The organism is Cupriavidus sp. P-10, assembly GCF_003402535.2.
Classification (GTDB): Bacteria; Pseudomonadota; Gammaproteobacteria; order Burkholderiales; family Burkholderiaceae; genus Cupriavidus.
On the sequence record NZ_AP025170.1, the window covers coordinates 293,009 to 316,980 of the forward strand.

The 23,972-nt window shown below is 65.5% G+C and carries 26 protein-coding genes; 20 read left to right on the top strand and 6 right to left on the bottom strand.

The window, feature by feature from the left end; genetic code table 11:
* Positions 1-162: 162 nt before the first annotated feature.
* Positions 163-909, bottom strand: coding sequence for a 2,3-diphosphoglycerate-dependent phosphoglycerate mutase (gpmA, locus tag CTP10_RS01370; RefSeq protein ID WP_116316981.1), 747 nt, complete (start codon positions 907-909; stop codon positions 163-165).
* 180 nt (positions 910-1,089) lie between these two features.
* On the opposite strand from gpmA, the gene CTP10_RS01375 reads away from it, so the two are divergent.
* The 6 genes from CTP10_RS01375 to CTP10_RS01400 all read left to right on the top strand — a co-directional run bounded on the left by CTP10_RS01375 (position 1,090) and on the right by CTP10_RS01400 (position 7,678).
* Positions 1,090-1,503: a rhodanese-like domain-containing protein gene (locus CTP10_RS01375; RefSeq protein ID WP_116316982.1), complete on the top strand. Its 414-nt coding sequence runs from the start codon at positions 1,090-1,092 to the stop codon at positions 1,501-1,503.
* Positions 1,504-1,668: 165 nt separating this feature from the next.
* Positions 1,669-1,926, top strand: coding sequence for a glutaredoxin 3 (gene grxC / locus CTP10_RS01380; protein WP_116316983.1), 258 nt, complete (start codon positions 1,669-1,671; stop codon positions 1,924-1,926).
* A 1,217-nt stretch (positions 1,927-3,143) separates the two neighbouring features.
* Positions 3,144-4,844, top strand: a complete 1,701-nt coding sequence (ltrA, locus tag CTP10_RS01385) for a group II intron reverse transcriptase/maturase (RefSeq protein WP_116316984.1) — start codon at positions 3,144-3,146, stop codon at positions 4,842-4,844.
* A 184-nt stretch (positions 4,845-5,028) separates the two neighbouring features.
* On the top strand, positions 5,029-5,547 hold the full coding sequence (gene secB / locus CTP10_RS01390) for a protein-export chaperone SecB (RefSeq protein ID WP_116316985.1): 519 nt from the start codon (positions 5,029-5,031) through the stop codon (positions 5,545-5,547).
* A gap of 97 nt (positions 5,548-5,644) precedes the next feature.
* Entirely contained in the window at positions 5,645-6,661 is a 1,017-nt protein-coding gene (locus tag CTP10_RS01395; protein WP_116316986.1) for an NAD(P)H-dependent glycerol-3-phosphate dehydrogenase, read from the top strand.
* A 39-nt stretch (positions 6,662-6,700) separates the two neighbouring features.
* The gene (locus CTP10_RS01400; protein ID WP_116316987.1) at positions 6,701-7,678 is read left to right on the top strand and encodes a Bug family tripartite tricarboxylate transporter substrate binding protein; all 978 of its coding nucleotides are present in this window, start codon (positions 6,701-6,703) and stop codon (positions 7,676-7,678) included.
* A gap of 11 nt (positions 7,679-7,689) precedes the next feature.
* Here the strand turns inward: CTP10_RS01400 and trmL are convergent, their stop codons facing one another.
* The gene (trmL, locus tag CTP10_RS01405; protein ID WP_116317803.1) at positions 7,690-8,160 is read right to left on the bottom strand and encodes a tRNA (uridine(34)/cytosine(34)/5-carboxymethylaminomethyluridine(34)-2'-O)-methyltransferase TrmL; all 471 of its coding nucleotides are present in this window, start codon (positions 8,158-8,160) and stop codon (positions 7,690-7,692) included.
* 62 nt (positions 8,161-8,222) lie between these two features.
* Positions 8,223-9,062 carry a ComF family protein gene (locus CTP10_RS01410; protein ID WP_116317805.1) on the bottom strand — a complete coding sequence of 280 codons (840 nt, stop codon included), beginning with the start codon at positions 9,060-9,062 and terminating at the stop codon, positions 8,223-8,225.
* Between CTP10_RS01410 and CTP10_RS01415 the strand changes: the two genes are divergently transcribed.
* The 8 genes from CTP10_RS01415 (at position 9,051) to CTP10_RS01450 (ending at position 15,849) form a co-directional block, all read left to right on the top strand.
* The gene (locus tag CTP10_RS01415; protein WP_233527939.1) at positions 9,051-10,022 is read left to right on the top strand and encodes a methyltransferase domain-containing protein; all 972 of its coding nucleotides are present in this window, start codon (positions 9,051-9,053) and stop codon (positions 10,020-10,022) included. The two genes, CTP10_RS01410 and CTP10_RS01415, sit on opposite strands and share 12 nt — an antisense overlap.
* Positions 10,023-10,283: 261 nt before the next feature.
* Positions 10,284-10,793, top strand: coding sequence for a DUF2244 domain-containing protein (locus tag CTP10_RS01420; RefSeq protein WP_116316988.1), 510 nt, complete (start codon positions 10,284-10,286; stop codon positions 10,791-10,793).
* 58 nt (positions 10,794-10,851) lie between these two features.
* Positions 10,852-12,117, top strand: coding sequence for a cytochrome c oxidase subunit II (gene coxB, locus CTP10_RS01425; RefSeq protein ID WP_116316989.1), 1,266 nt, complete (start codon positions 10,852-10,854; stop codon positions 12,115-12,117).
* Positions 12,118-12,155: 38 nt separating this feature from the next.
* Positions 12,156-13,763, top strand: a complete 1,608-nt coding sequence (gene ctaD, locus CTP10_RS01430; protein WP_116316990.1) for a cytochrome c oxidase subunit I — start codon at positions 12,156-12,158, stop codon at positions 13,761-13,763.
* Between the two features lie 63 nt (positions 13,764-13,826).
* Positions 13,827-13,958, top strand: a complete 132-nt coding sequence (locus tag CTP10_RS01435; protein WP_209756341.1) for a cytochrome oxidase small assembly protein — start codon at positions 13,827-13,829, stop codon at positions 13,956-13,958.
* 17 nt (positions 13,959-13,975) lie between these two features.
* Positions 13,976-14,611, top strand: coding sequence for a cytochrome c oxidase assembly protein (locus CTP10_RS01440; RefSeq protein WP_116316991.1), 636 nt, complete (start codon positions 13,976-13,978; stop codon positions 14,609-14,611).
* Positions 14,612-14,623: 12 nt separating this feature from the next.
* Positions 14,624-14,848, top strand: coding sequence for a DUF2970 domain-containing protein (locus CTP10_RS01445; protein WP_116316992.1), 225 nt, complete (start codon positions 14,624-14,626; stop codon positions 14,846-14,848).
* 140 nt (positions 14,849-14,988) lie between these two features.
* Positions 14,989-15,849 carry a cytochrome c oxidase subunit 3 gene (locus tag CTP10_RS01450; RefSeq protein WP_116316993.1) on the top strand — a complete coding sequence of 287 codons (861 nt, stop codon included), beginning with the start codon at positions 14,989-14,991 and terminating at the stop codon, positions 15,847-15,849.
* A 125-nt stretch (positions 15,850-15,974) separates the two neighbouring features.
* Here the strand turns inward: CTP10_RS01450 and CTP10_RS01455 are convergent, their stop codons facing one another.
* Positions 15,975-16,184, bottom strand: coding sequence for a twin transmembrane helix small protein (locus tag CTP10_RS01455; protein ID WP_029046742.1), 210 nt, complete (start codon positions 16,182-16,184; stop codon positions 15,975-15,977).
* Positions 16,185-16,301: 117 nt separating this feature from the next.
* Here CTP10_RS01455 and CTP10_RS01460 point away from each other — a divergent pair, with 117 nt between their 5' ends.
* The 5 genes from CTP10_RS01460 (at position 16,302) to CTP10_RS01480 (ending at position 20,634) form a co-directional block, all read left to right on the top strand.
* A complete protein-coding gene (locus tag CTP10_RS01460) occupies positions 16,302-17,084 on the top strand; it encodes an SURF1 family protein (protein WP_116316994.1) in 783 nt (260 codons plus the stop codon).
* A 74-nt stretch (positions 17,085-17,158) separates the two neighbouring features.
* Positions 17,159-17,827, top strand: coding sequence for an SCO family protein (locus CTP10_RS01465; protein WP_116316995.1), 669 nt, complete (start codon positions 17,159-17,161; stop codon positions 17,825-17,827).
* Positions 17,828-17,837: 10 nt separating this feature from the next.
* Positions 17,838-18,950 (top strand): COX15/CtaA family protein, encoded by a 1,113-nt coding sequence (locus CTP10_RS01470; protein ID WP_116316996.1) that lies wholly within the window; start codon positions 17,838-17,840, stop codon positions 18,948-18,950.
* Positions 18,947-19,891 carry a heme o synthase gene (gene cyoE, locus CTP10_RS01475; protein WP_116316997.1) on the top strand — a complete coding sequence of 315 codons (945 nt, stop codon included), beginning with the start codon at positions 18,947-18,949 and terminating at the stop codon, positions 19,889-19,891. Before CTP10_RS01470 ends, cyoE begins: the two co-directional genes overlap by 4 nt.
* 128 nt (positions 19,892-20,019) lie before the next feature.
* On the top strand, positions 20,020-20,634 hold the full coding sequence (locus tag CTP10_RS01480) for an SCO family protein (protein WP_116317806.1): 615 nt from the start codon (positions 20,020-20,022) through the stop codon (positions 20,632-20,634).
* Positions 20,635-20,759: 125 nt separating this feature from the next.
* On the opposite strand, the gene rpoH is transcribed toward CTP10_RS01480, so the two are convergent.
* Positions 20,760-21,689, bottom strand: a complete 930-nt coding sequence (gene rpoH, locus CTP10_RS01485) for an RNA polymerase sigma factor RpoH (RefSeq protein ID WP_116316998.1) — start codon at positions 21,687-21,689, stop codon at positions 20,760-20,762.
* 349 nt (positions 21,690-22,038) lie between these two features.
* On the opposite strand from rpoH, the gene CTP10_RS01490 reads away from it, so the two are divergent.
* The gene (locus tag CTP10_RS01490; RefSeq protein WP_116316999.1) at positions 22,039-22,917 is read left to right on the top strand and encodes a pirin family protein; all 879 of its coding nucleotides are present in this window, start codon (positions 22,039-22,041) and stop codon (positions 22,915-22,917) included.
* A 27-nt stretch (positions 22,918-22,944) separates the two neighbouring features.
* On the opposite strand, the gene ybiB is transcribed toward CTP10_RS01490, so the two are convergent.
* Positions 22,945-23,937 (bottom strand): DNA-binding protein YbiB, encoded by a 993-nt coding sequence (ybiB, locus tag CTP10_RS01495; protein ID WP_116317000.1) that lies wholly within the window; start codon positions 23,935-23,937, stop codon positions 22,945-22,947.
* Positions 23,938-23,972: the final 35 nt, after the last annotated feature.

Genomic DNA, 23,972 nt, shown 5'->3' on the forward strand with positions numbered 1-23,972 from the left:
TTATGCCGGCTGCGGGCGCCCGGCGCCGGGGAGACCGGCATGGCGGGGCGCTTGTGTCCGACAGTATAAGGGCGAGCGGAAAAATGGACCTGCCACGTCCCGGTTCAGGGTGGGCGGCCGCACACCGGCGCACAGGCGCCGCCACGGCTGCCCGGGCGGGCGTCAGCGCGCCTTGCCCTGGTTGGCCACGGCCGCCAGCGAAGCGGCGATGGCGTCCTGGTCGCCCAGGTAGTAGTGGCGGATCGGGCGCAGGTCGGCGTCCAGCTCGTACACGAGCGGGGTGCCGTTGGGGATATTGAGTCCAACGATATCGTCATCCGAAATCTGGTCCAGGTACTTCACCAGCGCGCGGATGCTGTTGCCGTGCGCGGCAATGACCACACGCCTGCCGGATTTGATGTCGGGAGCGATAGATTCGTTCCACAGCGGCATCACGCGGGCCACCGTGTCCTTCAGGCATTCGGTCAGCGGGATCTCGTTGCGCGGCACGTTGGCATAGCGCGGATCGTCGAACGAGGCACGCGGATCGGTCGGTTCCAGTGCAGGGGGCGGCGTGTCATAGCTGCGGCGCCACACCAGCACCTGCTCGTCGCCGAACTTGGCGGCGGTCTCGGCCTTGTTCAGGCCGGCCAGCGCGCCATAGTGGCGTTCGTTCAGGCGCCATTCGTTGCGCACCGGGATCCACATCAGGTCCATTTCATCCTGCACATGCCACAGGGTGCGGATGGCGCGCTTGAGCACCGAGGTGTAGGCGATATCGAAGTCGAAGCCGGCTTCCTTGAGCAGTTTGCCCGACTGGCGGGCCTGTGCGGCGCCGGTCTCGGTCAGGTCGACGTCGACCCAGCCGGTGAAGCGGTTTTCAAGGTTCCAGGTCGATTCGCCGTGGCGGATAAGGACAAGCTTGTACATGTTGCTGCTTCCAGAGAGTAGGTAACCTGCGTGCGTCCGCGCCGTCACCTGTTCCAAAGTGCTCCATGGGCGCCCCATGTCTCGGACAGGCGACAATGGCGGGTGGCCCACTGCGGCAGGCCCCGGACGCCAAACCGCGTATTTTATAATGCCGCCGACCCAACCTACCGGAAAGCCAACGTGAATTTCTTTGCCGACTACAACAACCTCGCCCTGATCGCCCTGGCCGTGGTCTCCGGCGGCCTGCTGGCCTGGCCTGCGATCTCGCGCAGCACCGGCGCCAAGTCCGTCAATACGGCCGCCGCCACCCAGCTGATCAACAAGCGCGGCGCGGTCGTGGTCGACATCCGCGAGCCCGCCGAGTACGCCAAGGGCCACTTGCCCCAGGCCAAGAGCGCTCCGCTGGGCGACCTCGCCACGCGCGCCGCGGGTCTTGCAAAGGACAAGGCGGCCCCCATCATCGTGGTATGCCAGAACGGCCAGCGCGCAAGCAAGGCCCAGGCAGCGCTGAAGGAAGCCGGTTACAGTGAGATCTATGCGCTCGAAGGCGGCATCGCCGCCTGGCAGCAGGCAGGTCTGCCGCTGGTCAAGTAAGCCGCCGATGGCGCGGCTTTTGCATTGATCGCAGAAGCCGGGTGCCGGCCCTCGTGGTTGTCGGCAACCGGTCGCCGGCGCTGATCGGCCGTATTCCGCCGTATCCGCCACAAGGCGCACCGCCCGCCGGGTCGTGCGCCGCACTCGCATTAAAGGAGAACCCACATGGCCCGCGTCGTCATGTACAGCACCATGGTGTGCCCGTATTGCAATATGGCTGAACGCCTGCTCAAGTCCCGCGGGGTCGAGACGATCGAGAAGATCCTGATCGACCGTGAACCGGGCAAGCGCGAAGAGATGATGTCGCGTACCGGGCGCCGTACGGTGCCGCAGATCTACATCGACGAGACCCATGTGGGCGGCTTCGACGATCTCTCGGCGCTGGACCGCAAGGGCGGCCTGTCGCCGCTGCTGGCGGCCTGATCGCGCTGCCGGTCGGAACTCTCTGATTCCTGGCCGGCCGGGGCGCCGGCGCGGGTGAAATCGCCACCCGCGTCATGTACCATATGCGCTTTCGTGCGACACGCACTCTCGTGTCCGGGTAGCTCCAACGTAAGGAGCATCGACCTTTGTCGGGACAAGGGGAAGGCTTCGGCCCTCCCCGTCCAATCCCGACCATTACTTGCTTAGACGAACCCGGCCGGTAAAGCCGTGAGGAGTCCGTTGTGTTGTGGGAAGGCCGGCGTATTGGCTGCCCTGCAGCTTGCTTTCTGCTGGATGAACATCCAGCCATTGCCCAAGGGCGGGGACGCTCGCCTTTGGGCGAGTTCTCTGTCTGAATAGCGCAGCGGCATCTTTGCTACGCTAATGGTACATAGCATTCAAACCGATCCAGATGGGTCGGCGCTACGTTCTTTGGGATGGTGGTCCGGCTCGTACGAGCCCCCGCCGTCAAGCGCTCGCCCGTATGGGAGCACCTGAGTGGGAAGTGAGGTACCGGAGCGCAGCTCCATGCTTTATTGTTCGGTCGAGTACGTCCGCGAGGGCGCCTTGATAGAGAACCTGCTATGCGACTAGCAGTAGCCTAGGGAGACATGCGTCACTGGTAACGGTGGGGTGTGAAGCTCTCCTGACAACGTAGCCCCCGAAAGGGTGCCCATGGACCGTGAGGTCCGTAGGTAGAAAACCGAAGCAGCATCGGTTTAGGAGCTAGGCTGGCTGGTATGGGCAACAAATGTGAACTGCTGATAAACGCCGTGAATATGACGGTGCTTAAGCTACTAAGTGGCACTAACCAAAACGGTATGTGGTCGGATATTCCGCTGGAAGCTCGGAATACGTCGTCACTTGACCACCGGCGAAGAGGCAGGTCCTAACCCAGTCGTGTAAGGCATGGGGAACGTGGTAAGCCCGTATGGCTGCCAGAGTGCCATTTGGCTCGGGCAGGCGAACCGCAAGGAACGCTGTTGGCTGTGCGGGTATGGGAGGTTGGAAAAAGCGAATGCCGGGCTGTAATGGTCCGGATAGGGATTGAGACATCATCCCACGCGAAAGCGGGCAGACTTCCAACTGGTCTACTCGTCGCAAGACGACTGACTGAACTCGCTTGTTTAAATTTTCTTCCCTTGTGGGACAACATGTCCCGCAAGGGGCATGTTGTCTCTCGATGTTGGGGAAGATCCTCAAGATAGGAGGGCAGCATGGAAGCATTGATCCGCGAGGATGAATCTGCGCCTTCCGGCGTACCGCAAAGATGGGGCGACATTGACTGGCGCCGCGTCGACCGGAACGTTCGGGTAATGCAGATTCGAATTGCGAAGGCAACACAGGAAGGGGACTGGCGTAGGGTGAAAGCCTTGCAGAGGTCCTTGACCCGCTCGTGGTCCGCCAAGGCATCGGCGGTACGGCGAGTGGCGATGAACCAAGGTGCGCGGACGGCGGGAGTCGATCGCGTAGAGTGGGAAACGCTTGAAGACCGATGGGAAGCCATCGGGCGGTTGAAGCGCCGGGGGTACCGACCTCTGCCATTGCGGCGGGTCTATATCCCCAAGGCGAACGGGAAGAAACGCCCTCTGGGCATTCCTACCATGCACGACCGAGCCATGCAGGCGCTGTATCTGCTGGCGCTGGAACCGGTGTCCGAAGGGACGAGCGATCCGAACTCTTACGGGTTTCGTATTAATCGTTCGACTCATGATGCCATGGTCCAGCTATTCGTATCCCTATCCCGGCGCATCTCCGCGGCGTGGGTTCTGGAGGCGGATATCAAAGGGTGCTTTGACCATATCAGTCACGACTGGCTGGAGCGCAATGTCCCAATGGACAAAGCAATCCTTCGGAAGTGGTTGAAGGCTGGCGTGGTATTTCAGGGCCAGTTTCAGGCGACCGACGCTGGAACACCACAGGGGGGCATTATTTCCCCGACTCTGGCAAACGTGGCGCTGAATGGGTTAGAGCGGCAACTAGTGGAGTTTCTTGAGGCAACACTAGGAGTTAATCGAACCCGGAAGTTGAAGGTGAATGTTGTGCGCTACGCGGACGACTTCGTGATCACTGGCAGTACGCCGGAGATCCTAGAAAACGAAGTGAAGCCGTGGGTGGAACAGTTCCTGGCAGTACGGGGGCTGACGCTATCGACGGAGAAAACGCGGATCGTCAACATCGCCGACGGCTTCGACTTTCTGGGGTGGAATTTTCGGAAGTATTCGGAAAAGCTGCTTATCAAGCCGGGCAAGAAGAACGCGAAAGCGTTCTACAGCAAGGTTAAGGAGGTCATCAGTGTCAACAAGACGGCCAAGCAGGAGAAGCTGATTCGACTGCTGAATCCGATGCTAAGGGGCTGGGCACAGTATCACTGCCCGGTGGTCGCGAAGGCGGCGTTCACCCGAATGGAGAACCTGATCTTTAAGGCTCTATGGAGGTGGGCAAAACGGCGACATCGAGGGAAGAACTCCGAATGGGTGCGAAAGAAGTATTACGCCTCAGCGGGAGACCGGAACTGGGTGTTCGGAACCACTGCAGTGAACAAGGCGGGTGAACGCTACCGGTTGGAGTTGTACTCGATCCCGGGTACGCCCATACGGAGGCACAAGAAGGTGCGGGCGGACTACCATCCGTTCGACCCGGCGCAGGAGATGTATGGCGAGAAATTGCGGCAGGAACGCATGGCAGATCGCATGTCGTACCGAAAGCAATGGGCAAAGCTGTACGTTTCTCAGCGAGGCTTGTGCGTGGTGTGTCAAGGCGAGCTTACCGACGAAACTGGATGGGATGACCATCACATCGAACCCCGGATTCTCGGGGGCTCAGATGCTCTAGGAAATCGCGTATTGCTGCACCCCGATTGCCATGTCCAAGTTCATCACTACGGTAAAATTGCTGTGAAGCCGGTATTTGATTAGTCATATATTTTGAGAGGCTTGAGCCGTATGCGGGGAAACTCGCACGTACGGTTCTTAGGGGGGAGCATAACCAGAAATGGTATGCTCCTACCCTCCCACTTTTCCAACCGGGCACCGGCCAGTCCTTGCGCCTAGCAGACGCTGCCGCCGCCGCGCCCAACGCCCATCCTCCCGGAAGCCTTTCATGAGCGACCAGCAAAACACCCAGCAGGACGATCAACCCTTCTTCAACATCCAGCGCGTCTACCTGAAGGACATGTCGCTGGAGCAGCCCAATTCGCCCGGCATCTTCCTGGAATCGGAAGCCCCGTCGGTGGAAGTGCAGGTCAACGTCGGCGCTTCGCAGCTGCAGGAAGGCATCTTCGAGGTGGTCGTGACCGGCACCGTGACGACCAAGGTGCAGGACAAGGTGGCATTCCTGGTGGAAGCGCACCAGGCCGGCATCTTCGATATCCGCAACGTGCCGGTGGAGCAGCTGGACCCGCTGCTGGGCATCGCCTGCCCGACCATCCTGTACCCGTACCTGCGCGGCAATATTGCTGACGTGATCACCCGCGCCGGCTTCCAGGCCATCCACCTGTCGGAAATCAACTTCCAGGCGCTGTACGAGCAACGCCTGCAGGCGGCCATGCAGGAAGCCCAGACGGCCGAAGGCGGCACGAGCGGCATCGTGATGCCCGACGGCAGCCAGGCCCGCCACTGAGCGAGCGGCCCGACGCGCCATGCTACGGAACGGGGCTGCGGCCCCGTTTTGTTTGTGCGCATGTTTGAGCGCCTGATTTCTTTCCGATCGAGCTGCCATGAAACTGACCTTTCTCGGTGCCGGTGCCTGGGGCACCGCCCTCGCCAGCCATGCCGCGGCCACCAATGACGTGGTGCTGTGGGGGCGCGATGCCGCGCAACTGGCGGACATCGCCGCGACGGGTGAAAACGCTGCCTACCTGCCCGGTGTGAAGCTGTCCGGGCGGTTGGCGGTGCAAGCCGATTTCGAGCAAGCGGTGGCCCATGCCGCGGACGACCCGGGCGGCATCGTGGTGGTCGCCACGCCGGTCTCCGGATTGCGTGAAATGACGCGCCGGCTGGCCACGCGCAGCACGCGCCCGGTGTCGATGCTGTGGCTGTGCAAGGGCTTCGAGGCCGGCACGCACCTGCTGCCGCACCAGATGGTGCGCGGCGAACTGGACGCCGCCGGCCGCACGGAAGGCTTCGACTACGGCGTACTGACCGGTCCCAGCTTTGCGCGCGAAGTCGCGCAGGGCTTGCCGTGCGCGCTGACGGTGGCGGGCAACGTGCCGTCGCTGGCGGAGCGGGCGCAGCAGGCTTTCCACCACCACGCCATGCGCATCTACGGCAGCGACGACCTGACCGGTGTCGAAGTCGGCGGCGCGGTCAAGAACGTGCTGGCGATCGCCACCGGGGCCAGCGACGGGCTCGGCCTCGGATTGAACGCGCGCGCCGCGCTGGTGACGCGCGGGCTGGCCGAGATGACGCGGCTGGGGCTGGCGCTGGGCGGACGGGTCGAGACCTTCATGGGGCTGGCCGGTGTCGGCGACCTGATCCTGACCGCGACCGGCGACCTGTCGCGCAACCGCAAGGTCGGGCAGCAGCTGGCCGCCGGGCAGAGCCTGGAGCAGATCCTGGCCGGCCTGGGTCACGTGGCCGAAGGCGTGCGCTGCGCGCAGGCCGTGACCGAGCTGGCCGCCGCGCATGGCGTCGAGATGCCGATCGCGCGCGCGGTGTGCGCCGTGCTGTTCGATGGCCTGGGCGCCGCCGATGCGGTTGCGCAATTGCTCCAGCGCGACGCGCGCGATGAATGACGCCGTGCGCGCTCCAATCCCCCTGAAGAGATTTTCCGCATGCCTACCCGCCGACACGCGCTGATCGCGCTTGCCGCCGCCTGCGCTGCCGGCGCTTCCGCCGGCGTGCTGGCGCAACCATGGCCCGCGCACCCGATCCGCATGGTGGTGCCGTTCCCGCCGGGCTCGTCGCCCGACCTGATCGCCCGCATCGTCACCGAGAAGCTGGCGGCCGCGCTGGGCCAGCCGGTGGTGATCGAGAACCGGCCCGGTGCCGGCGGCAATATCGGCACCGGCATGGTGGCGCGTGCCGCGCCGGACGGCTATACGCTGCTGTTCACCATCAACGGCCCGCTGGTCACCGCGCCAACGCTGTCGCGCCACCTGAACTATGACCCGTTCCGGCAACTCGCCCCGGTGACGCTGGTGGCCACCTCGCCCAATGTGCTGGTGGTCGACGCGCGGCTGCCGGCGCATAACCTGCGCGAGTTCATCGCGCTGGCCAAGTCGAAGCCGGGCGCGCTGAACTATGGCTCGCCCGGCAACGGCAGCGCGTCGCACCTGGCGATGGAGCAGCTCAAGGCCATGGCGGGGGTCGACCTGCAGCACGTGCCGTACCCCGGCTTCCCGCAGATCACCACGGCGATCGTGGGCGGGCAGGTGCAGGCGGGCTTCATGGTGCCGGCCATTGCGATGCCGCAGGTCAATGCGGGCAAGCTGCGCGTGCTGGCGGTGACGACGACCGGCCGCACCGCGGTGCTGCCGTCGGTGCCGACAGTGGCGGAGTCGGGCTATCCGGGTTTCGAGGCGATCTCGTGGCAGGCCGTGCTGGCGCCCGCCGGTACGCCACAGCCGGTGATCGATCGTCTCTATCGTGAACTGGTGGCGATCATCGGCAGCGCCGACGTGCGCGACAAGATGCGGGCGCAGTATTTCGTGCCGGCCGGGACGGCGCCGGCGTCGCTGCGCCAGACCATGGTCAGCGAGAAGGCGCGCTGGGACAAGGTCATCCGCGCTGCGGGCGTGCAGCCGGAGTAGGGGGCAGGGGCCTAGCTACCGCCCGCGAACCCGTTCTGCCGCCACGCCTCGAACACCACCACTGCCACCGTATTCGACAGGTTCAGGCTCCGGTTGTCCGGCCGCATTGGCAGCCGTATGCGCTGCGCGGGCGGAAACCACTCGCGCCGCTCCGGCGACAGTCCGCGCGTTTCCGAGCCAAAAACAAACCAGTCGCCCGGCCTGAATTCCACCTGTCCGAACGGCGTCGAGCCCCGCGTGGTCAGCGCGAACATGCGCGCGGGATCGGGTTGCTCGCTGGCCATCAGCGCGTCCCAGCTCTCATGCACGCGCATGGTCGCGTACTCGTGGTAGTCCAGCCCGGCGCGGCGCATGCGCGCGTCTTCCAGCGGGAAGCCCAGCGGCTTGACCAGGTGCAGCTGCGCGCCGGTGTTGGCGCACAGGCGGATCACATTGCCGGTATTGGGCGGGATTTCGGGTTCGACCAGGACGACGTTGAACATGTTGCGGAGCTTCTTGAGAACGGTGCGCAGCTTAACGCGCGCACCAGGCGCTGTCATCCGGGCTAGGGCGTACGCAGCGCGACGATCACGCTGACATGTGCCGCGCCGTGCGCCTTGAGCGCAAGCGCCGCCTCATGCAGCGTCGCGCCGGAAGTCATCACATCGTCCACCAGCGCCACGTGCAGTCCATCCAGCCGCACGGACCGGGTCAGCCGGAACGCATCGCGCAGGTTCACCTGCCGCGCGGCCAGGTCCAGCGCGCGCTGGCTGCCGGTATCGCGCCGGCGGTGCAGCAGCACGGGGTCGGCGCGCAGGCCGAGCCGGCGCGCCAGCGGGCGGGCGATTTCCCAGGCCTGGTTGAAGCCGCGCGCGGCCAGCCGTTGCGGCGCCAGCGGGATGGGGGCGAGCAGGTCGGGCGGCGCCAGCCGCTGCGCCGCCCAAGCCGCCGGCAGTACGGCAGCAAGGCGGCTCGCCAGCCAGTCGGCCAGCGGCAGCGCGTGGCCGAACTTGAGCGACAGCACCAGGTTGTCCTGCGGGCTGGCGTAGTCGCCCAGCGTGCAGGCATGGTCGAACGCCGGAGGCATGGCGGCGCAGGCCGGGCAATCCACATGGCGGCCCAGCGCCAGCGCGCAAACGGGGCAGCGCCGCACCGGCCGCAGCAGGTCGGCGGCGCAGGGCGCGCACACCACATCGCGCTGCACGCTGCCGCACAGCGCGCAGGCGCTTGGCAGCAGCGCCGCAACAGTGGCCCGCCAGGCGCCCAGGGCCTTCTCTGCGCCCATCGCGGCCCGCGCGTATACTTGCCGTCCGGCCGCGGCCCATCGGGCGCGGCGGCCGCGTTCGTCCGGCGCGCGCGCCGGTTCCTGGTCTTTTTTCTGCCCTGCCTGTCCGTGTCCCTGCATGCCGCCAATCCTCCCGATGGCTCCGCTAGTCCCGATGCCCTCCTGCCGCCCGCGCGCCTGACCCGCCTCGCCTTCGACCGGCGCAGCCGCAACTTCGGCCAGCTGGATTTCCTGCTGGGCGAGATCGGCCGCCGCATGCAGGAGCGCATGGAGGTGATCCGGCTGGCGCCGCAGCGCGCGCTGGACATCGGCTGCGGCCACGGCCAGGGGCTGGCGGCGCTGCGCGCCCGCTTTCCGGATGCGCAGATCGCCGGCATGGACATCTCCGGGGCGATGCTGGCCGAAGCCGGCCAGCGCGACCCGCAGCGCCGCCCGGGCTGGCTCGGCCGCATGCTGGGCAAGCGGCCGCTGTTCGACCTGGTGCAGGGCGATCTTGCCACACTGCCTTTTGCGCCCGCGAGCTTCGAACTGCTCTGGTCCAACCTGGCGCTGCACTGGCACCCCGAGCCACACCGCGTGTTTCCGGAATGGCACCGCGTGACGCGTGACGAAGGGCTGGTGCTGTTTTCGCTGTTCGGCCCGGATACCCTCAAGGAATTGCGCACAGCCTTCGCCGAAGTCGACGAGGCGCCCCATACGTTGCGCTTTGTCGACATGCACGACATCGGCGACATGCTGGTCCACGGTGGCTGGTCCACGCCGGTGATGGACATGGAAACGCTGACCGTGACCTACGAGTCGCCCGCCGCGCTGCTGCACGAGGTGCAGGCCTTCGGCGGCATGCGTGGCCCGGCCGGCGCGCTGCCGCAGGGCCTGCGCGGCCGGCGCTGGTATCAGGCGCTGACGCAGGCGCTGGAGCGGCGCCGCAACGCCGACGGGGTGATTCCGCTGACCGTCGAGATCGTCTACGGCCATGCGTGGAAGCTGCCGGCGCGCGGTGGCCAGGTACTCGACGATCAGGGCCGCGCCGTGGTGCCGCTGGACCAGATCGGGCGTGCAAAGCCCCGTCGGGCAAGTTAAAACAGAGTTAACTTGCGCGTGCGGCAGATTGCCGCAGGCCGAGGGCTGGCGCGGCATCCCGGGCTATTCCCCATGCACAGAATCGAGCGGCGCGCAAGCGCCATGGTCAAGAACCGCCCTTGTCCGTGTATGGGAAGCGCCCTATAATGCGCCAGTTTGTCGCAGTGGTCCCCTGGCACAAGAACGTCCTGGTTTTGCACCTGCACTGTGCAGCCCGGGCGCCATCGTCCCGGGTGTGCATCCGATGCAGAGTGGTTGGCGATGCAAGACTTGGGTATCGCATTCCAGACGGCAGGTGGTGACTCCGGCGGAAATCTCGACGGACCTCCCCCCACGCCCCACGACTGGCTGATGAAGCGGAATTGCTCGCTGAGTCCACGCCAGGTCGGCTGGTTTTACCTCTCGATCCTCACTGTCTCGCTTGCCATCGCGTTGTTTTTCGCGTGGCAAGGGTCCTGGCTCGTGCTGCCGTTTGCCAGCATCGAGCTGGCCGGGCTGGGGATCGCACTGCTTGTGTATGCGCGCCATGCGACAGACTATGAGCGCGTCAGCATCACCGACGGCATGCTGGTCGTGGAGACAGCCAGCGGCACGCGGGTGACGCGCCAGGAATTCAATCCGCACTGGGTGCGGATCGAACTGGGTGAATCGTTCCGCGCGCTGGTGACGTTGCGCTCGGGCAAGCGTGCGGTACAGGTGGGGTGTTACGTGGACCCGTACCGGCGACGCAAGTTCGCGCAGGAGCTCGCAGCGGCCTTGCGCCACCTCTGAGAGGGGGCAGGGGCGGCGGCGGGGGCAGATTTGAATCTGTAAATTGGGTAGATAACAAATGAAAATGTGGAAGAAGGCATCCGCAGTTTGTCTGGCAGGTGCGTCCCTGCTTGCCAGCCACGCGGCGTTCGCGGTCAGCGACATGCCCGGCGGCCCCGCCGTGCGCCAGCTCAACCTGACCGAGCCCGTTACCAAGATCGCCGAACAGATTCACTGGCTGAACTGGATGATGCTGATCATCTGCACGGTGATCTTCGTCGCGGTGTTCGCCGTGATGTTCTATTCCATCTTCACGCACCGCAAGGCCAAGGGCTCCAAGCCCGCTTCCTTCCACGAAAGCATCACGGTCGAGGTGGTCTGGACCATCGTCCCGTTCCTGATCGTGATCGCGATGGCGCTGCCGGCGACCAAGACCGTGGTCGCGATGAAGGACACCACCAACTCCGACATCACCATCAAGGCCACCGGCTACCAGTGGAAGTGGGGCTATGACTACCTGAAGGGCGAAGGCGAGGGCATCTCGTTCGTGTCGACCCTGACCACTCCGCGCGAGCAGATCAACAACGAGCAGCCCAAGGGCAACACCTACCTGATGGAGGTGGACAACGAGCTGGTCGTGCCGGTCAACAAGAAGATCCGCATCGTTACCACTGCCAACGACGTGATCCACGCCTGGATGATCCCGGCCTTCGGCGTCAAGCAGGATGCGATCCCCGGCTTCGTGCGCGACACCTGGTTCAAGGCCGAGAAGATCGGCGTGTACCGCGGCCAGTGCGCCGAGCTGTGCGGCAAGGAACACGCCTTCATGCCGATCGTGGTGCGCGTTGTCTCTGATGCCGACTACACCAAGTGGGTCGACGGCAAGAAGAAAGAGTTGATGGCCAAGGCCGACGATCCCAACAAGACCTGGACCCTGGATGAATCCAAGGTGCGCGGCGAGAAGGTCTACGCCGCCAACTGCGCGGTCTGCCACCAGCCCAACGGCAAGGGCGGCGGCGCGTTCCCGGGGCTGGATGGCTCCAAGCTGGTCAATGGCCCGAAGGCCGGCCAGATGCACATCCTGCTGGAAGGCAAGGGCGGCATGCCGTCTTGGAAGCAGCTGTCGGACACCGAGCTGGCAGCGGTCATGACCTATACGCGCAACGCCTGGAGCAACAAGACGGGTGAAGTGATCCAGCCGAGCGACTTCGTGGGTGCCCGCGCGGGCAAGTTCCCCGAAGGCGGCGGCGCGGCCGGCGGCGAAGCTCCCAAAGCCGACGCCAAGCCCGCAGACAAGACCGGCGCCAAGCAGGCCAGCCTCGCGGACAACCGCGTTGCAGGCTGACCCGCTGAAGACAGAACAGGATTAGAGGAGCATTTGCGATGAGTACTGCTACCCCGGACGCACTCGGCCATCCGCACGATCACGCGCATGACGACCACGCGCACGATCACCCGCATGGCTGGCGCCGCTGGCTGTTCGCCACCAACCACAAGGACATCGGGACGCTGTACCTGCTGTTCTCGTTCATCATGCTGCTGTCGGGCGGCCTGCTGGCGCTGCTGATCCGCCTGGAGCTGTTCGAGCCGGGCCTGCAGTTCTTCCGCCCCGAACTGTTCAACCAGTTCACCACCATGCACGGCCTGGTGATGGTGTTCGGCGCGATCATGCCGGCCTTTGTCGGCTTCGCCAACTGGATGATCCCGCTGCAGATCGGCGCGTCCGACATGGCGTTCGCGCGCATGAACAACTTCAGCTTCTGGCTGATGCCGCCGGCCGCGCTGCTGCTGGCCGGCTCGTTCTTCGCCCCGGGCGGCGCCACCGCCGCCGGCTGGACCCTGTACGCGCCGCTGTCGGTGCAGATGGGCGCGGGCATGGACATGGCCATCTTCGCGATGCACATCATGGGCGCGTCGTCGATCATGGGCTCGATCAACATCATCGTGACCATCCTCAACATGCGCGCCCCCGGCATGACGCTGATGAAGATGCCGATGTTCTGCTGGACCTGGCTGATCACCGCCTACCTGCTGATCGCCGTGATGCCCGTGCTGGCCGGCGCCATCACCATGGTGCTGACCGACCGCCACTTCGGCACGAGCTTCTTCTCGGCCGCCGGCGGTGGTGACCCGGTGATGTACCAGCACATCTTCTGGTTCTTCGGCCACCCCGAGGTGTACATCATGATCCTGCCGGCTTTCGGGATCATCTCGCAGGTGGTGCCGGCGTTCGCCCGCAAGCGCCTGTTCGGCTACAGCTCGATGGTGTACGCCACCGCCTCGATCGCCATCCTGTCGTTCATCGTGTGGGCCCACCACATGTTCACGACCGGCATGCCGGTGACCGGCCAGCTGTTCTTCATGTACGCGACCATGCTGATCGCGGTGCCGACGGCCGTGAAGATCTTCAACTGGATCGCCACGATGTGGCGCGGCTCGATGACCTTCGAGACCCCGATGCTGTTCTCGATCGGCTTCATCTTCGTGTTCACCATCGGGGGCTTTACCGGCCTGATGCCGGCGGTGGCACCGATCGACATCCAGCTGCAGGACACCTACTTCATCGTGGCGCACTTCCACTATGTGCTGGTGGCCGGCTCGCTGTTCGCGCTGTTCGCGGGCTTCTACTACTGGGGTCCGAAGTGGAGCGGGTTCATGTACAACGAAGCCCGCGGCAAGGTCCACTTCTGGGGTTCGCTGATCTTCTTCAACGTGACCTTCTTCCCGATGCACTTCCTGGGCCTGGCCGGCATGCCGCGCCGCTACGCCGACTACCCGACCCAGTTCACCGACTTCAACGCGATTGCGTCGATCGGTGCGCTCGGCTTCGGCCTGATGCAGGTGTATTTCTTCTTCTTCGTGGTGCTGCCGTCGTACCGTGGCGGCGAGAAGGCCGCGGACAAGCCGTGGGAAGGCGCCGAAGGGCTGGAATGGACCGTGCCGTCGCCGGCGCCGTTCCACACCTTTGAAACGCCCCCGCAGGTTCGCTAAGCAGCCAACGTAACGAGGCGTGGTGGCGGCAATGTCCGCCGCCACGCCAGCCAGTCACACAATATGCAGGCTCCAGACAAAAACCCATCACACCCGGACCCGAAGGCCGCCAACCGGCGCCTTGGACTGATCCTGCTGTCGATCGTGGTGGTTTTCTTTTTGGGGTTCTTCGCCAAGATGGTGTTCCTTGGCTGAGGTGGCAGGGTAGCGAGATGAGCGTCGACCAGCAGGGCAGGGAAGCACGGGAAGCGCAGGAAGTCGACAAGCGCTTCAACCGCGGCATGATGGTGCGATTGATCGTGATCGTCGCCGTGATGTTCGGCTTTGGCTACGCGCTGGTTCCGCTGTACAAGAAGATCTGCGACATCACCGGCATCAACGTGGTGACCACGCGCGAGCTGCATGGCGGCTCGGTGAAGAACACGCAGGTCGACAAGAGCCGCACGGTCACGGTGGAGTTCGACTCCAACGCGCGCGGGCCCTTCGCCTTCCGTCCGGTGAAGAACAGCATGGAAGTGCACCCGGGCGAGATGATGACGATCGTCTACGAGGTGGCCAACGGGCAGTCGCGCGATATCTCCGCGCAGGCCATCCCGAGCTACGCCCCCAAGCAGGCGACCCAGTATTTCAAGAAGCTGGAGTGCTTCTGCTTCAAGCAGCAGACGCTCAAGGCGAACGAGGCGCGCGAGATGCCGGTGGTGTTCGTAATCGATCCCGCGCTGCCCAAGGATGTGAAGAGCATTACGCTGTCGTACACCTTCTTCGAGGTGGGCACGCCGGTGGCGCAGGCCCCCGAGGGCCAATTGACACCGACACCGGCGCCGGCGCCGGTGGGCAAGGGCAGCTGAGGCGAGGGGCGCATGGACGAGATGAAGGACGCCGTCAAACGGAAGATGTCCTTCGCGCAGACCATGCGCGCGGTGCTGTGGTCGTTCATCGGCCTGCGCAAGGGCGCGGAGCACGAGCGCGACATGGCACGGCTGAACCCGGTGCATGTGATCATTGCCGGGCTGATCGCCGCGGCAGTCTTTATCGCGGTGCTGATCGTCATCGTGAGGATGGTGGTCAGCCAGGCGGCAGGGTAGCAGGGCAGGAAGGGTAGACAAGAAAGCAGTCGCAGAAAAACAACCGCGCCGGCGCGGCCGTCCACAGGAGGCGGGCGGCCCCGGGAAACCGGCACGGATAACGAATACTGAATCAAAGACTCTGAGCTGGAGATAAAAGAATGAGTGCGAATCGCGCAAACGCTCCGTACTACTTCGTACCGGGCCCGTCGCGCCACCCGATCACGGCAAGCTTCGGCCTGCTGATGACAGGTGCGGGCGCCGCCGGTTGGGTAAACGGGCAATCCTGGGCGCCGTACCTGTGCGTCTTCGGCCTGCTGTGGTTCCTGTTCGTGCTCAAGAGCTGGTTCGGTGACGCCATCAGCGAGTCCGAAGGCGGGATGTACGGCAAGAACATCGACGTCTCGTTCCGCTGGTCGATGGGCTGGTTCATCTTCTCCGAGGTGATGTTCTTCGCGGCCTTCTTCGGCGCGCTGTTCTATGCCCGCGCCATCGCCATGCCGTGGCTGGGTGACCTGAACAACAAGATCCTGTGGCCCGACTTTGCCGCGGTATGGCCTAACCTTGGGCCGGCCGGCGTGGTGGAATCGTTCCAGACCATGGGTCCGTGGCCGATCCCGACCATCAACACCGCGCTGCTGCTGATGTCGGGCGTGACCCTGACCTGGGCGCACCACGCGCTGCTGGCCGGCAAGCGCAACCAGTTGATCCAGGGCATGGTGCTGACCATCCTGCTGGGCGCGATCTTCATGTGCCTGCAGGTGTATGAATACATGCACGCCTACCAGGACCTGAACCTGAAGCTGACCTCGGGCATCTACGGTTCGACCTTCTTCCTGCTGACCGGCTTCCACGGTTTCCACGTGACCATGGGCGCGATCATGCTGGCGGTGGTGCTGGGCCGCGTGCTCAAGGGCCACTTCACGCCCGATCACCACTTTGCCTTCGAAGGCGCCGCCTGGTACTGGCACTTCGTTGACGTGGTGTGGCTGTTCCTCTACGTCGTGGTGTACTGGCTGTAAGCTGCCGTACCCGCCGGTCGTCCCAGCAGTGGGGCGCCCGGCGCCAACGCAAAAGAGAAACGCCGCAGGAGGCCCGGCAGCCTGCGGCGTTTCTCTTTTGCGTTGGCCTCAAGCCATGCGGCTTGTCAGGGCGCCATGCGGATGCCCGTGCTGTGGATCCAGCCCATCCAGCTCGAGAACAGGATGAACAGGAACAGCGCCACCGAGAAGCCCACGCGCAGCATCAGCGAGCGCATCATGTTGGGCGTCTTGCCGCGGTCGCGCATCATGAAGAACAGGGCGGAGGCCAGGCTGGCGATGATCAGGATGAAGGCGACGATGATGACGAAGCGCATGGCGGGGCGGGTTGGCAGCGGAGCTTGCCGCAGTCTCGAAGTAGTGGCCGCGATGGATGACGGTGCGACACATTATCGCACCGGCCCCGCATGCATGCCGCTGGGCCTGTTGGTGCCATGAAGGCAGGCCGCATCCTCGGCGCGCTGCCGCTGGCCGCGGCGCTGGTGGTGATCGCCGTGACCGCGGCGCTCGGCAACTGGCAACTTAACCGAGCGCACGAGAAAGAGGCGCGCGCCGCGCGGCTGCAGGCTCTGGCGGCGCAGCCGCCGGTGGTGCTAAACACCGCGCGCTTGTCACAAGATGTGACCGACCGAAGGGTGCGGGTGACGGGGCGTTTCGACACGGCCCGCACCGTATTGCTGGATAATCGCCCCCACGGCGCTGGCGGCCGCAGTGGCGACAGCCGTGCCGGCTTCCTGGTGGTCACGCCGCTGGTGATCGGCCCGGCACAGGACCCTGCCGGCGCCACGCGGGCGGTGCTGGTGCTGCGCGGCTGGCTGCCGCGCGATGCACAGGATCGCACCCGGATCGCCCCGTTTCCGACACCCGAAGGCGAAGTGACCATCGAAGGCACGGCACTGGCGACCGTGCCGCGGGTCTATAGCCTGGGCCAGTCCGCCAGTGCCGAAGCCGGCGGCAAGATCCGCCAGAACCTGGAAATCGCGGACTACGCCGCCGAAACCGGGCTGGCGCTGCAGCCGCTGGTGGTCGCGCAGCGCAACGACACCGAAGACGGCCTCGCGCGCGACTGGGCACCGGCTGACGCGGGCGCGGACCGGCACTACGGCTATGCCTTCCAGTGGTTCGGCCTGGCCGCGCTCACGGTGGTGCTGATGGCCGTGCTGGGCTGGCGCGCACGCCGGCGCGCGGCATCGTCAGCGGCCCGCAACAACGCATGAGCGGATGGCAGGCTCGCCCGGGCAGGTTCCCGGACGGGCTCTGACTGCAGATGAAAAAGGACAGACGTACTCCCATGGCACAGCAAGACTCCGCCCCGGCGCCCGCCGGGACTCCGGCGATCCCGGCCTCGCCGCAGGATCCCCGCATCGACGCGCGCACGCGCCGCGGCCGCCTGCAGATGCTGATGCTGTTGCTGGTGTGCGCCTCGCCAGTGATCGCCTCTTACTTCACCTACTACGTCATCAAGCCCCGGGGCGGCGCCACCAACTATGGCGCGCTGGTCGACCCGCAACGGCCGATGCCGCCGGTGCGCGTCAACGACGAGCAGGGCAACGCCGTGCCGCTGGAGCAGTATCGCGGCAAGTGGCTGCTGGTGACGGCCGATCCGTCCGCGTGCGGCGAGGCCTGCGCCAAGAAGCTTTTCACCATTCGCCAGATCCGCGCCGGGCAGGGACAGGACCGCGAGCGCATCGTGCCGGTGTGGCTGATCACCGATGACGGCAAGGTTGACGAGCGCCTGAGCGCCGCCTACAACGAGCCCTACGCTGGCGTGCGCTTCCTGCGCATCGACCGCCAGGTGGCGCAGCAATGGCTGCCGGCCGAAACTGGCAAGCGCGCCGAGGACACCATCTTCCTGGTCGATCCGCTCGGCAACCTGATGATGCGCTTCCCGCAGGACCCCGATCCCAAGAAGGTGAGCGGCGACCTGAAGAAGCTGCTCAAGGTCTCGCGCATCGGGTAAGGGGACGGGCATGCTGCTGCAACTGGCCATCATTGGCGTCCTGATCGCACTGCTGCCGCTCAGCTACGTGCTGGTCAAGGGCGATCGCAACAAGTACCGCAAGCTGGTCTGGATCACCGCTTTCCTGACGCTGGACCTGATCATGTTCGGCAGCTTCACGCGGCTGACCGACTCCGGCCTGGGCTGCCCGGACTGGCCGGGCTGCTACGGCCACTCTAACCCGCATGCCGCGATGGAGCCGATCCGCGCAGCCGAGACCGCGCTGCCCAGCGGCCCGGTGACGCTGATGAAGGCATGGATCGAAATGATCCACCGCTATTTCGCCATGGCGGTGGGCGTGCTGATCATCGCGCTGATGGTGCTGGCCTGGGTCAAGCGCCGTGAGCTGAAGCAGTCGCCGTGGTTTGCCACCGGCGTGCTGGTGCTGGTGTGCGTGCAGGGCGCGTTCGGCGCCTTCACGGTGACCATGAAGCTGCAGCCGATCATCGTGGTCACGCACCTGATGCTGGGCATGGGCCTGCTGGCGGCGCTGATCTGGCTGGGCTCGCGCAGCGACCCGCCGCACCCGGTCGCCCCCCAGGCGGGGCGGCTGCACTGGCCGGTGCGCATCGGCCTGCTGCTGCTGGTGATCCAGATTTTCCTGGGCGGCTGGGTCAGCACCAACTACGCGGTGCTCGCCTGCACGGACTTCCCGCTGTGCAACGGCCAACTGGTGCCGGAAATGGACTTCAGGCACGGCTTCACGCTGTGGCGACAGCTCGGCATGACGGCCGATGGCGACTACATCCCGCACGCGGCGCTGGTGGCGATCCACTGGGTGCACCGGGGCTTCGCTTTCGTGGTGCTGGGCTATCTGGCGTGGTTCGGCTTGCGCGCGCGCCGGCTGGAGGGGCTGCACCGGCAGGCAGGCTGGCTGCTCGGCATGCTGGTGCTGCAACTGGCAACCGGGATGTCCAATATCGTGTTCGATTGGCCCCTGGTGGCGGCGGTCGCCCACAACGGCGGCGCGGCGGTGCTCCTGCTGCTGCTGGTCCGCCTCCACTACAATATAGGGCTCGCCGGGCTCACGATCGGGGCCGCCCGCGCCACTGCCCCTGCACCGAACGCCGCCCGCGCCACATGAAAGAAAAGACCCCTTCCGTGGTTACCGCTACACACCCTCATTCACTGGGCAAGTTGAGCCGGATACGGCACCTGACCCGGCAATATGCCGCCCTGACCAAGCCGCGCGTGACGCAGCTGGCAGTCTTCTGCGCCATCATCGGCATGTTCCTGGCCACGCCCGGCATGGTGCCGTGGCGCGTCCTGATCGGTGGTGCCGCCGGCATCTGGCTGCTCGCCGGGGCCGCCTTCGCCATCAACTGCCTGGTCGAGCAGAAGATCGACGCGCTGATGCGCCGCACCGCCTGGCGCCCGTCCGCCACCGGCGAGATCACCACGGCGCAGACGCTGGTGTTTTCCGCCCTCCTTGGCGGCGCCGGCATGTGGATGCTGCACGAGTTCGCCAACGACCTGACGATGTGGCTGACCTTCGCCACGTTCCTGGGCTACGCGGTGGTCTACACCATCCTGCTCAAGCCGGCCACGCCGCAGAACATCGTCATCGGCGGCCTGTCCGGCGCGATGCCGCCGGCGCTGGGCTGGGCCGCCGTCGCCGGGGAAGTGCCGGCCGAGGCCTGGTTCCTGGTGCTGATCATCTTTACGTGGACGCCGCCGCACTTCTGGGCGCTGGCACTGTACCGCCGCGCCGATTACGCCAAGTCCGGCCTGCCGATGCTGCCGGTCACGCATGGCGAGCGCTACACGCTGCTGCATATCCTGCTGTACACGCTGATCATGATCGCGGCGACGCTGCTGCCGTTCGTCTACGGCATGAGCGGCTACATCTACCTGGCGGCCGCGCTGGCGCTGGGTGGCGGCTTCCTCGCCTACGCCTGGAAGATGTATCGCAACTATTCGGACGAGCTGGCGCAACGCACCTTCCGCTTCTCGATCCTGTACCTGTCGCTGCTGTTCGCGGCGCTGCTGGTCGACCATTACTTCAAGTTCGTGCCGCAGGTCTGACCTGCAATCGCCACGCTGCGGGCTGCGGCATCTTGTCGCGGCCGGCGCAGCGCGGCGGCACCATCGGCGATACTGGGTGCCTTCGCCGACGTTTTCCACCGCTGACCGCTCCACACAAGCTTTCGCGCATGCCCAGACCCGCTTCCGGCCTGTTCGCCGCCTTCCGCCGCTTTTCCCTTTTTGCCGCGCTCGCGCTGGCGCTGGCCGCCTGCGGGCAGCAGAAGGCGTCGTTCCGCAATGTCGATATCAGCGGCGCCGCGGACTTCGGCAAGGATTTCTCGCTGCCTGACCATACCGGCAAGGTCCGCACCATCGCCGACTTCAAGGGCAAGGCAGTGGTGATGTTCTTCGGCTACACCCACTGCCCGGACGTGTGCCCGACCACCATGGCCGAGCTCAAGGCGGTGATGGAGCAGATGGGCCCCGATGCCGAGCGGGTCCAGGTGCTGTTCGTCACGGTCGATCCGGAGCGCGACACGCAGGCGCTGCTGGCGCAGTACGTCCCCGCATTCGATCCGCGCTTCCTGGGGCTGCGCCCGGCCGACGACGCCGCGCTGCAGAAGCTGGCCAAGGACTTCAAGGTGTTCTACGCCAAGGTGCCGGGCAGCTCGCCCAACAACTATACGGTGGATCACTCGGCGGGCAGCTATGTGTTCGATCCGGAGGGCCGGCTGCGGTTGTTCATCCGCCACGGCCAGGGTCCGGAGCCGATCGCGCACGACCTGAAGCAGTTGCTTTCCTGACGTCCCGGGTGTCTGAATGGTGCGGCATAACGTCGCACCGCCGGAGTCAAGACGAAATCAAGACAATTTCAAGACGAAAAAAAGCCGGTCCAGATGGACCGGCTTTTTGCATGGGCCGTGCGGCATCAGGCAAATGCCTGCAGCGCCCCTTTCATCTTCTTCATCGCCGCGGCTTCGATCTGGCGGATGCGCTCCGCCGAGACGCCGAACTCGGCGGCCAGCTCATGCAGCGTGGCGCCGCCCGAGCCGTCGTCCTCGACGTGCAGCCAGCGTGCCTCGATGATGCGGCGGCTGCGCTCGTCCAGCCGTCCCAGCGCTTCTTCCAGGCCTTCGACCTGCATGCGGTCGTTGCGCTTGGCTTCCAGCACGCGCGTGGGTTCGTTGTGGTTGTCCGCCAGGTAGGCGATGGGGGCGAATTCCTCTTCGCCGTCGTCGACCTGGCCTTCCAGCGCGAGGTCGCCGCCCGACAGGCGGGTTTCCATCTCCATCACTTCTTCCGGCTTCACGTTCAGCTCGCGCGCGACGGCCTCGACCTGCTCCGGCGTGAACGTGTGCAAGCCCTGCTTGTGGCTGCGCAGGTTGAAGAACAGCTTGCGCTGGGCCTTGGTGGTCGCCACCTTGACCATGCGCCAGTTCTTCAGCACGTACTCGTGGATCTCGGCCTTGATCCAGTGCATCGCATACGAGACCAGGCGTACGCCCTGCTCGGGGTCGAAGCGCTTCACGGCCTTCATCAGGCCGATATTGCCTTCCTGGATCAGGTCGGCGTGCGGCAGGCCATAGCCCAGGTACTGGCGGGCGATCGACACCACCAGGCGCAGGTGAGACATCACCAGCTGGCGTGCGGCATCGACAGAATCGTTATCGCGGAGATCGCGCGCCAGGCGCTGCTCTTCCTCCGCGGTCAGCAACGGAATTCGGTGGACAGCCTGGATATAGCTGTCGAGATTACCCACGGTCGCCGGGAAGGTCAGCGCAAAGCTGCTCCCGCTACGCGGCGCCGTCGGCAGACGGTTGGTCGTCAGGGTTTGGTCGGCAGACAAGACTGCGTTCACTCAATTGCTCCTTTCGCATCCGGCGGTTGGATTGCCGGGTCATGCCCCGCGCGTTCTTGTGGGAGCGGCGGCGGCACTGCAACACATCTTAGCACTCCAACCGGGTGAGTGCTAATTGGAGTTCCAATGCCCGTGATAGTTCCCGTCGATTGATTCTCCGCATCGCATAGCGGCAACACTATAAAGCGGCGCCGGGGATACACGTGGCTGGACACACTCCTGTTAGAGCTAGTGTGTGCCCGGCGGTTCTGCACGCCAGTGGAATGATCCGTTGCGCCAACGGCTACACTCGACGCAAGCGGCGGCAAGTTGGCATGCTTGCAGCCTCTCTCATACCCCCGGAGGAGTTATGTCTGCTATCGAACACTTGTTGAAGCCGCATGTGCGCGACCTGGGCGATTTCACCGTGCGCCGCCTGCTGCCGGCGGCTGCGACCCAGACGGTCGGCCCATTTATCTTCTTCGACCATATGGGGCCGGTGCAGATGCCGCAGGGCGAGGGCGCGGATGTGCGTCCGCATCCGCATATCGGGCTGGCGACCGTTACCTACCTGTTCGAAGGCGAGATCATGCACCGCGACAGCCTGGGCAGCGAGCAGGCGATCCGCCCGGGCGACGTCAACTGGATGACCGCCGGCCATGGCATCGTCCACTCCGAGCGCTCGCCCGACCATGTCCGTGCCGCGGGCGCGCGCCTGCACGGCATCCAGACGTGGGTGGCATTGCCGAAGGCGCACGAAACCGCCGAACCGTCCTTTTTCCACCATCCCGCGGCGACGCTGCCCCGCATCGAGCAGCCGGGGGTGCGCATGGTGGTGATCGCCGGCGACGCTTTCGGCAAGACTTCTCCGGTCAAGGTCTTCAGCCGCACCCTGTACGTAGCGATCGAGCTGGACGCCGGCGCGAGCGTGGAGATACCGGCCGAGCATGCGGAACGTGGCATTTACCCGGTGGACGGCGCGGTGGCGCTGGACGGCGAGCCGCTGCCGGCCGAGCACATGGTGGTGCTGACACCCGGACAGCCGGCCACGCTGATGGCGACGGCGCCGTCGCGCGTAATGCTGCTGGGCGGCGACCCCACCGACGGCCGTCGTTTTATCTACTGGAATTTCGTTGCCAGCAGCAAGGAGGCCATCGAAGCTGCCGCCAGCCGCTGGGAGGGCGACCAGTTCCCGCACGTGCCGGGTGACGATCGCGAGCGCATCCCGCTGCCGGCGCGCAAGCCCTGAACCGGGCGGTCCGCGCTCGGACCGCGCTCAGACCGGACTGGCCCAGGTGACGCGGGTGCCCAGTTTCAGGCACTCGCGGATGGCTTCGACCTGCGTGGCGATCGGCACCGGCACCGGTACGGCGCCATCGAGCACGCGCCGGATCCATGCCGCGGTCAGGCCGGCATCGTTGCCGGGCGGCAGTTCCGGCACTTCGGCCAGCGAGCCACCGGCCGGATCGACCAGCGTCTGCTGATGGCCTTCATGCAACCAGTCGATGCGGCCGCTGCGGCGCGCATCGGCCACCACTTCACCTTCGGTGCCACGTGCCAGCAGCACGTTGGCCGGCTCGTGCGAGAAATAATCGGTCAGCGTCTCGCGGTATTCCGGGTGGGTATAGCTGTACAGCCGCAACCCTTCGCCCGGGCTGTGCTCACCCACCGGCTGCAGCATCTTGGCCACGGTATGCGACGAATTGCGCAACCCGATCACGGTGCGCCGCTCCAGCAGCCGCGACAGGCCGGGCGACAGCACATCTACCGGCAGCACCGCCAGCGGGCCGTCGCCGCCGGTCTCACGCAGCCGTGCCGAGGCTTCTGCCGTGCTGGTGCACAGCGGAATGCCCAGCGCCTCGAACAGGGTCATGCTGGTGACGCGGTCATTGAATAGGCGAGTGCCGTGCACCAGTACGGGGATGCCTTCGCGCGCCAGCAGCAGCGCCAGCAGCGGCACCAGGTTCGGTTGCTTGCGTGCGCCGTTATAGCTGGGGATCACCACCGCCTGGCGGTCGGGCGGCGCGGGCAGCGGCTGGCAGTGCGCATGGGCGGCTTCGAGCATGCCGGCAAGCTCGTGCGGGGCCTCGCCCTTGATGCGGTAGGCCATCAGGATCGCGCCCAGTTCGATATCGGACACGCGCCCGGCCAGCATCGCGTCGAACAAGGTCTGGGCGTCGTCGCGCGGCAGCGCGCGCGCGCCGTTGACGCCACGGCCGACCTCCTTGATATAGCGGGCGGCGGGGAATGGGCTGGCTGGCGTGGTCATGGCGGCGTGGGGAGGAGTCTGTGCTGGGTTCATGA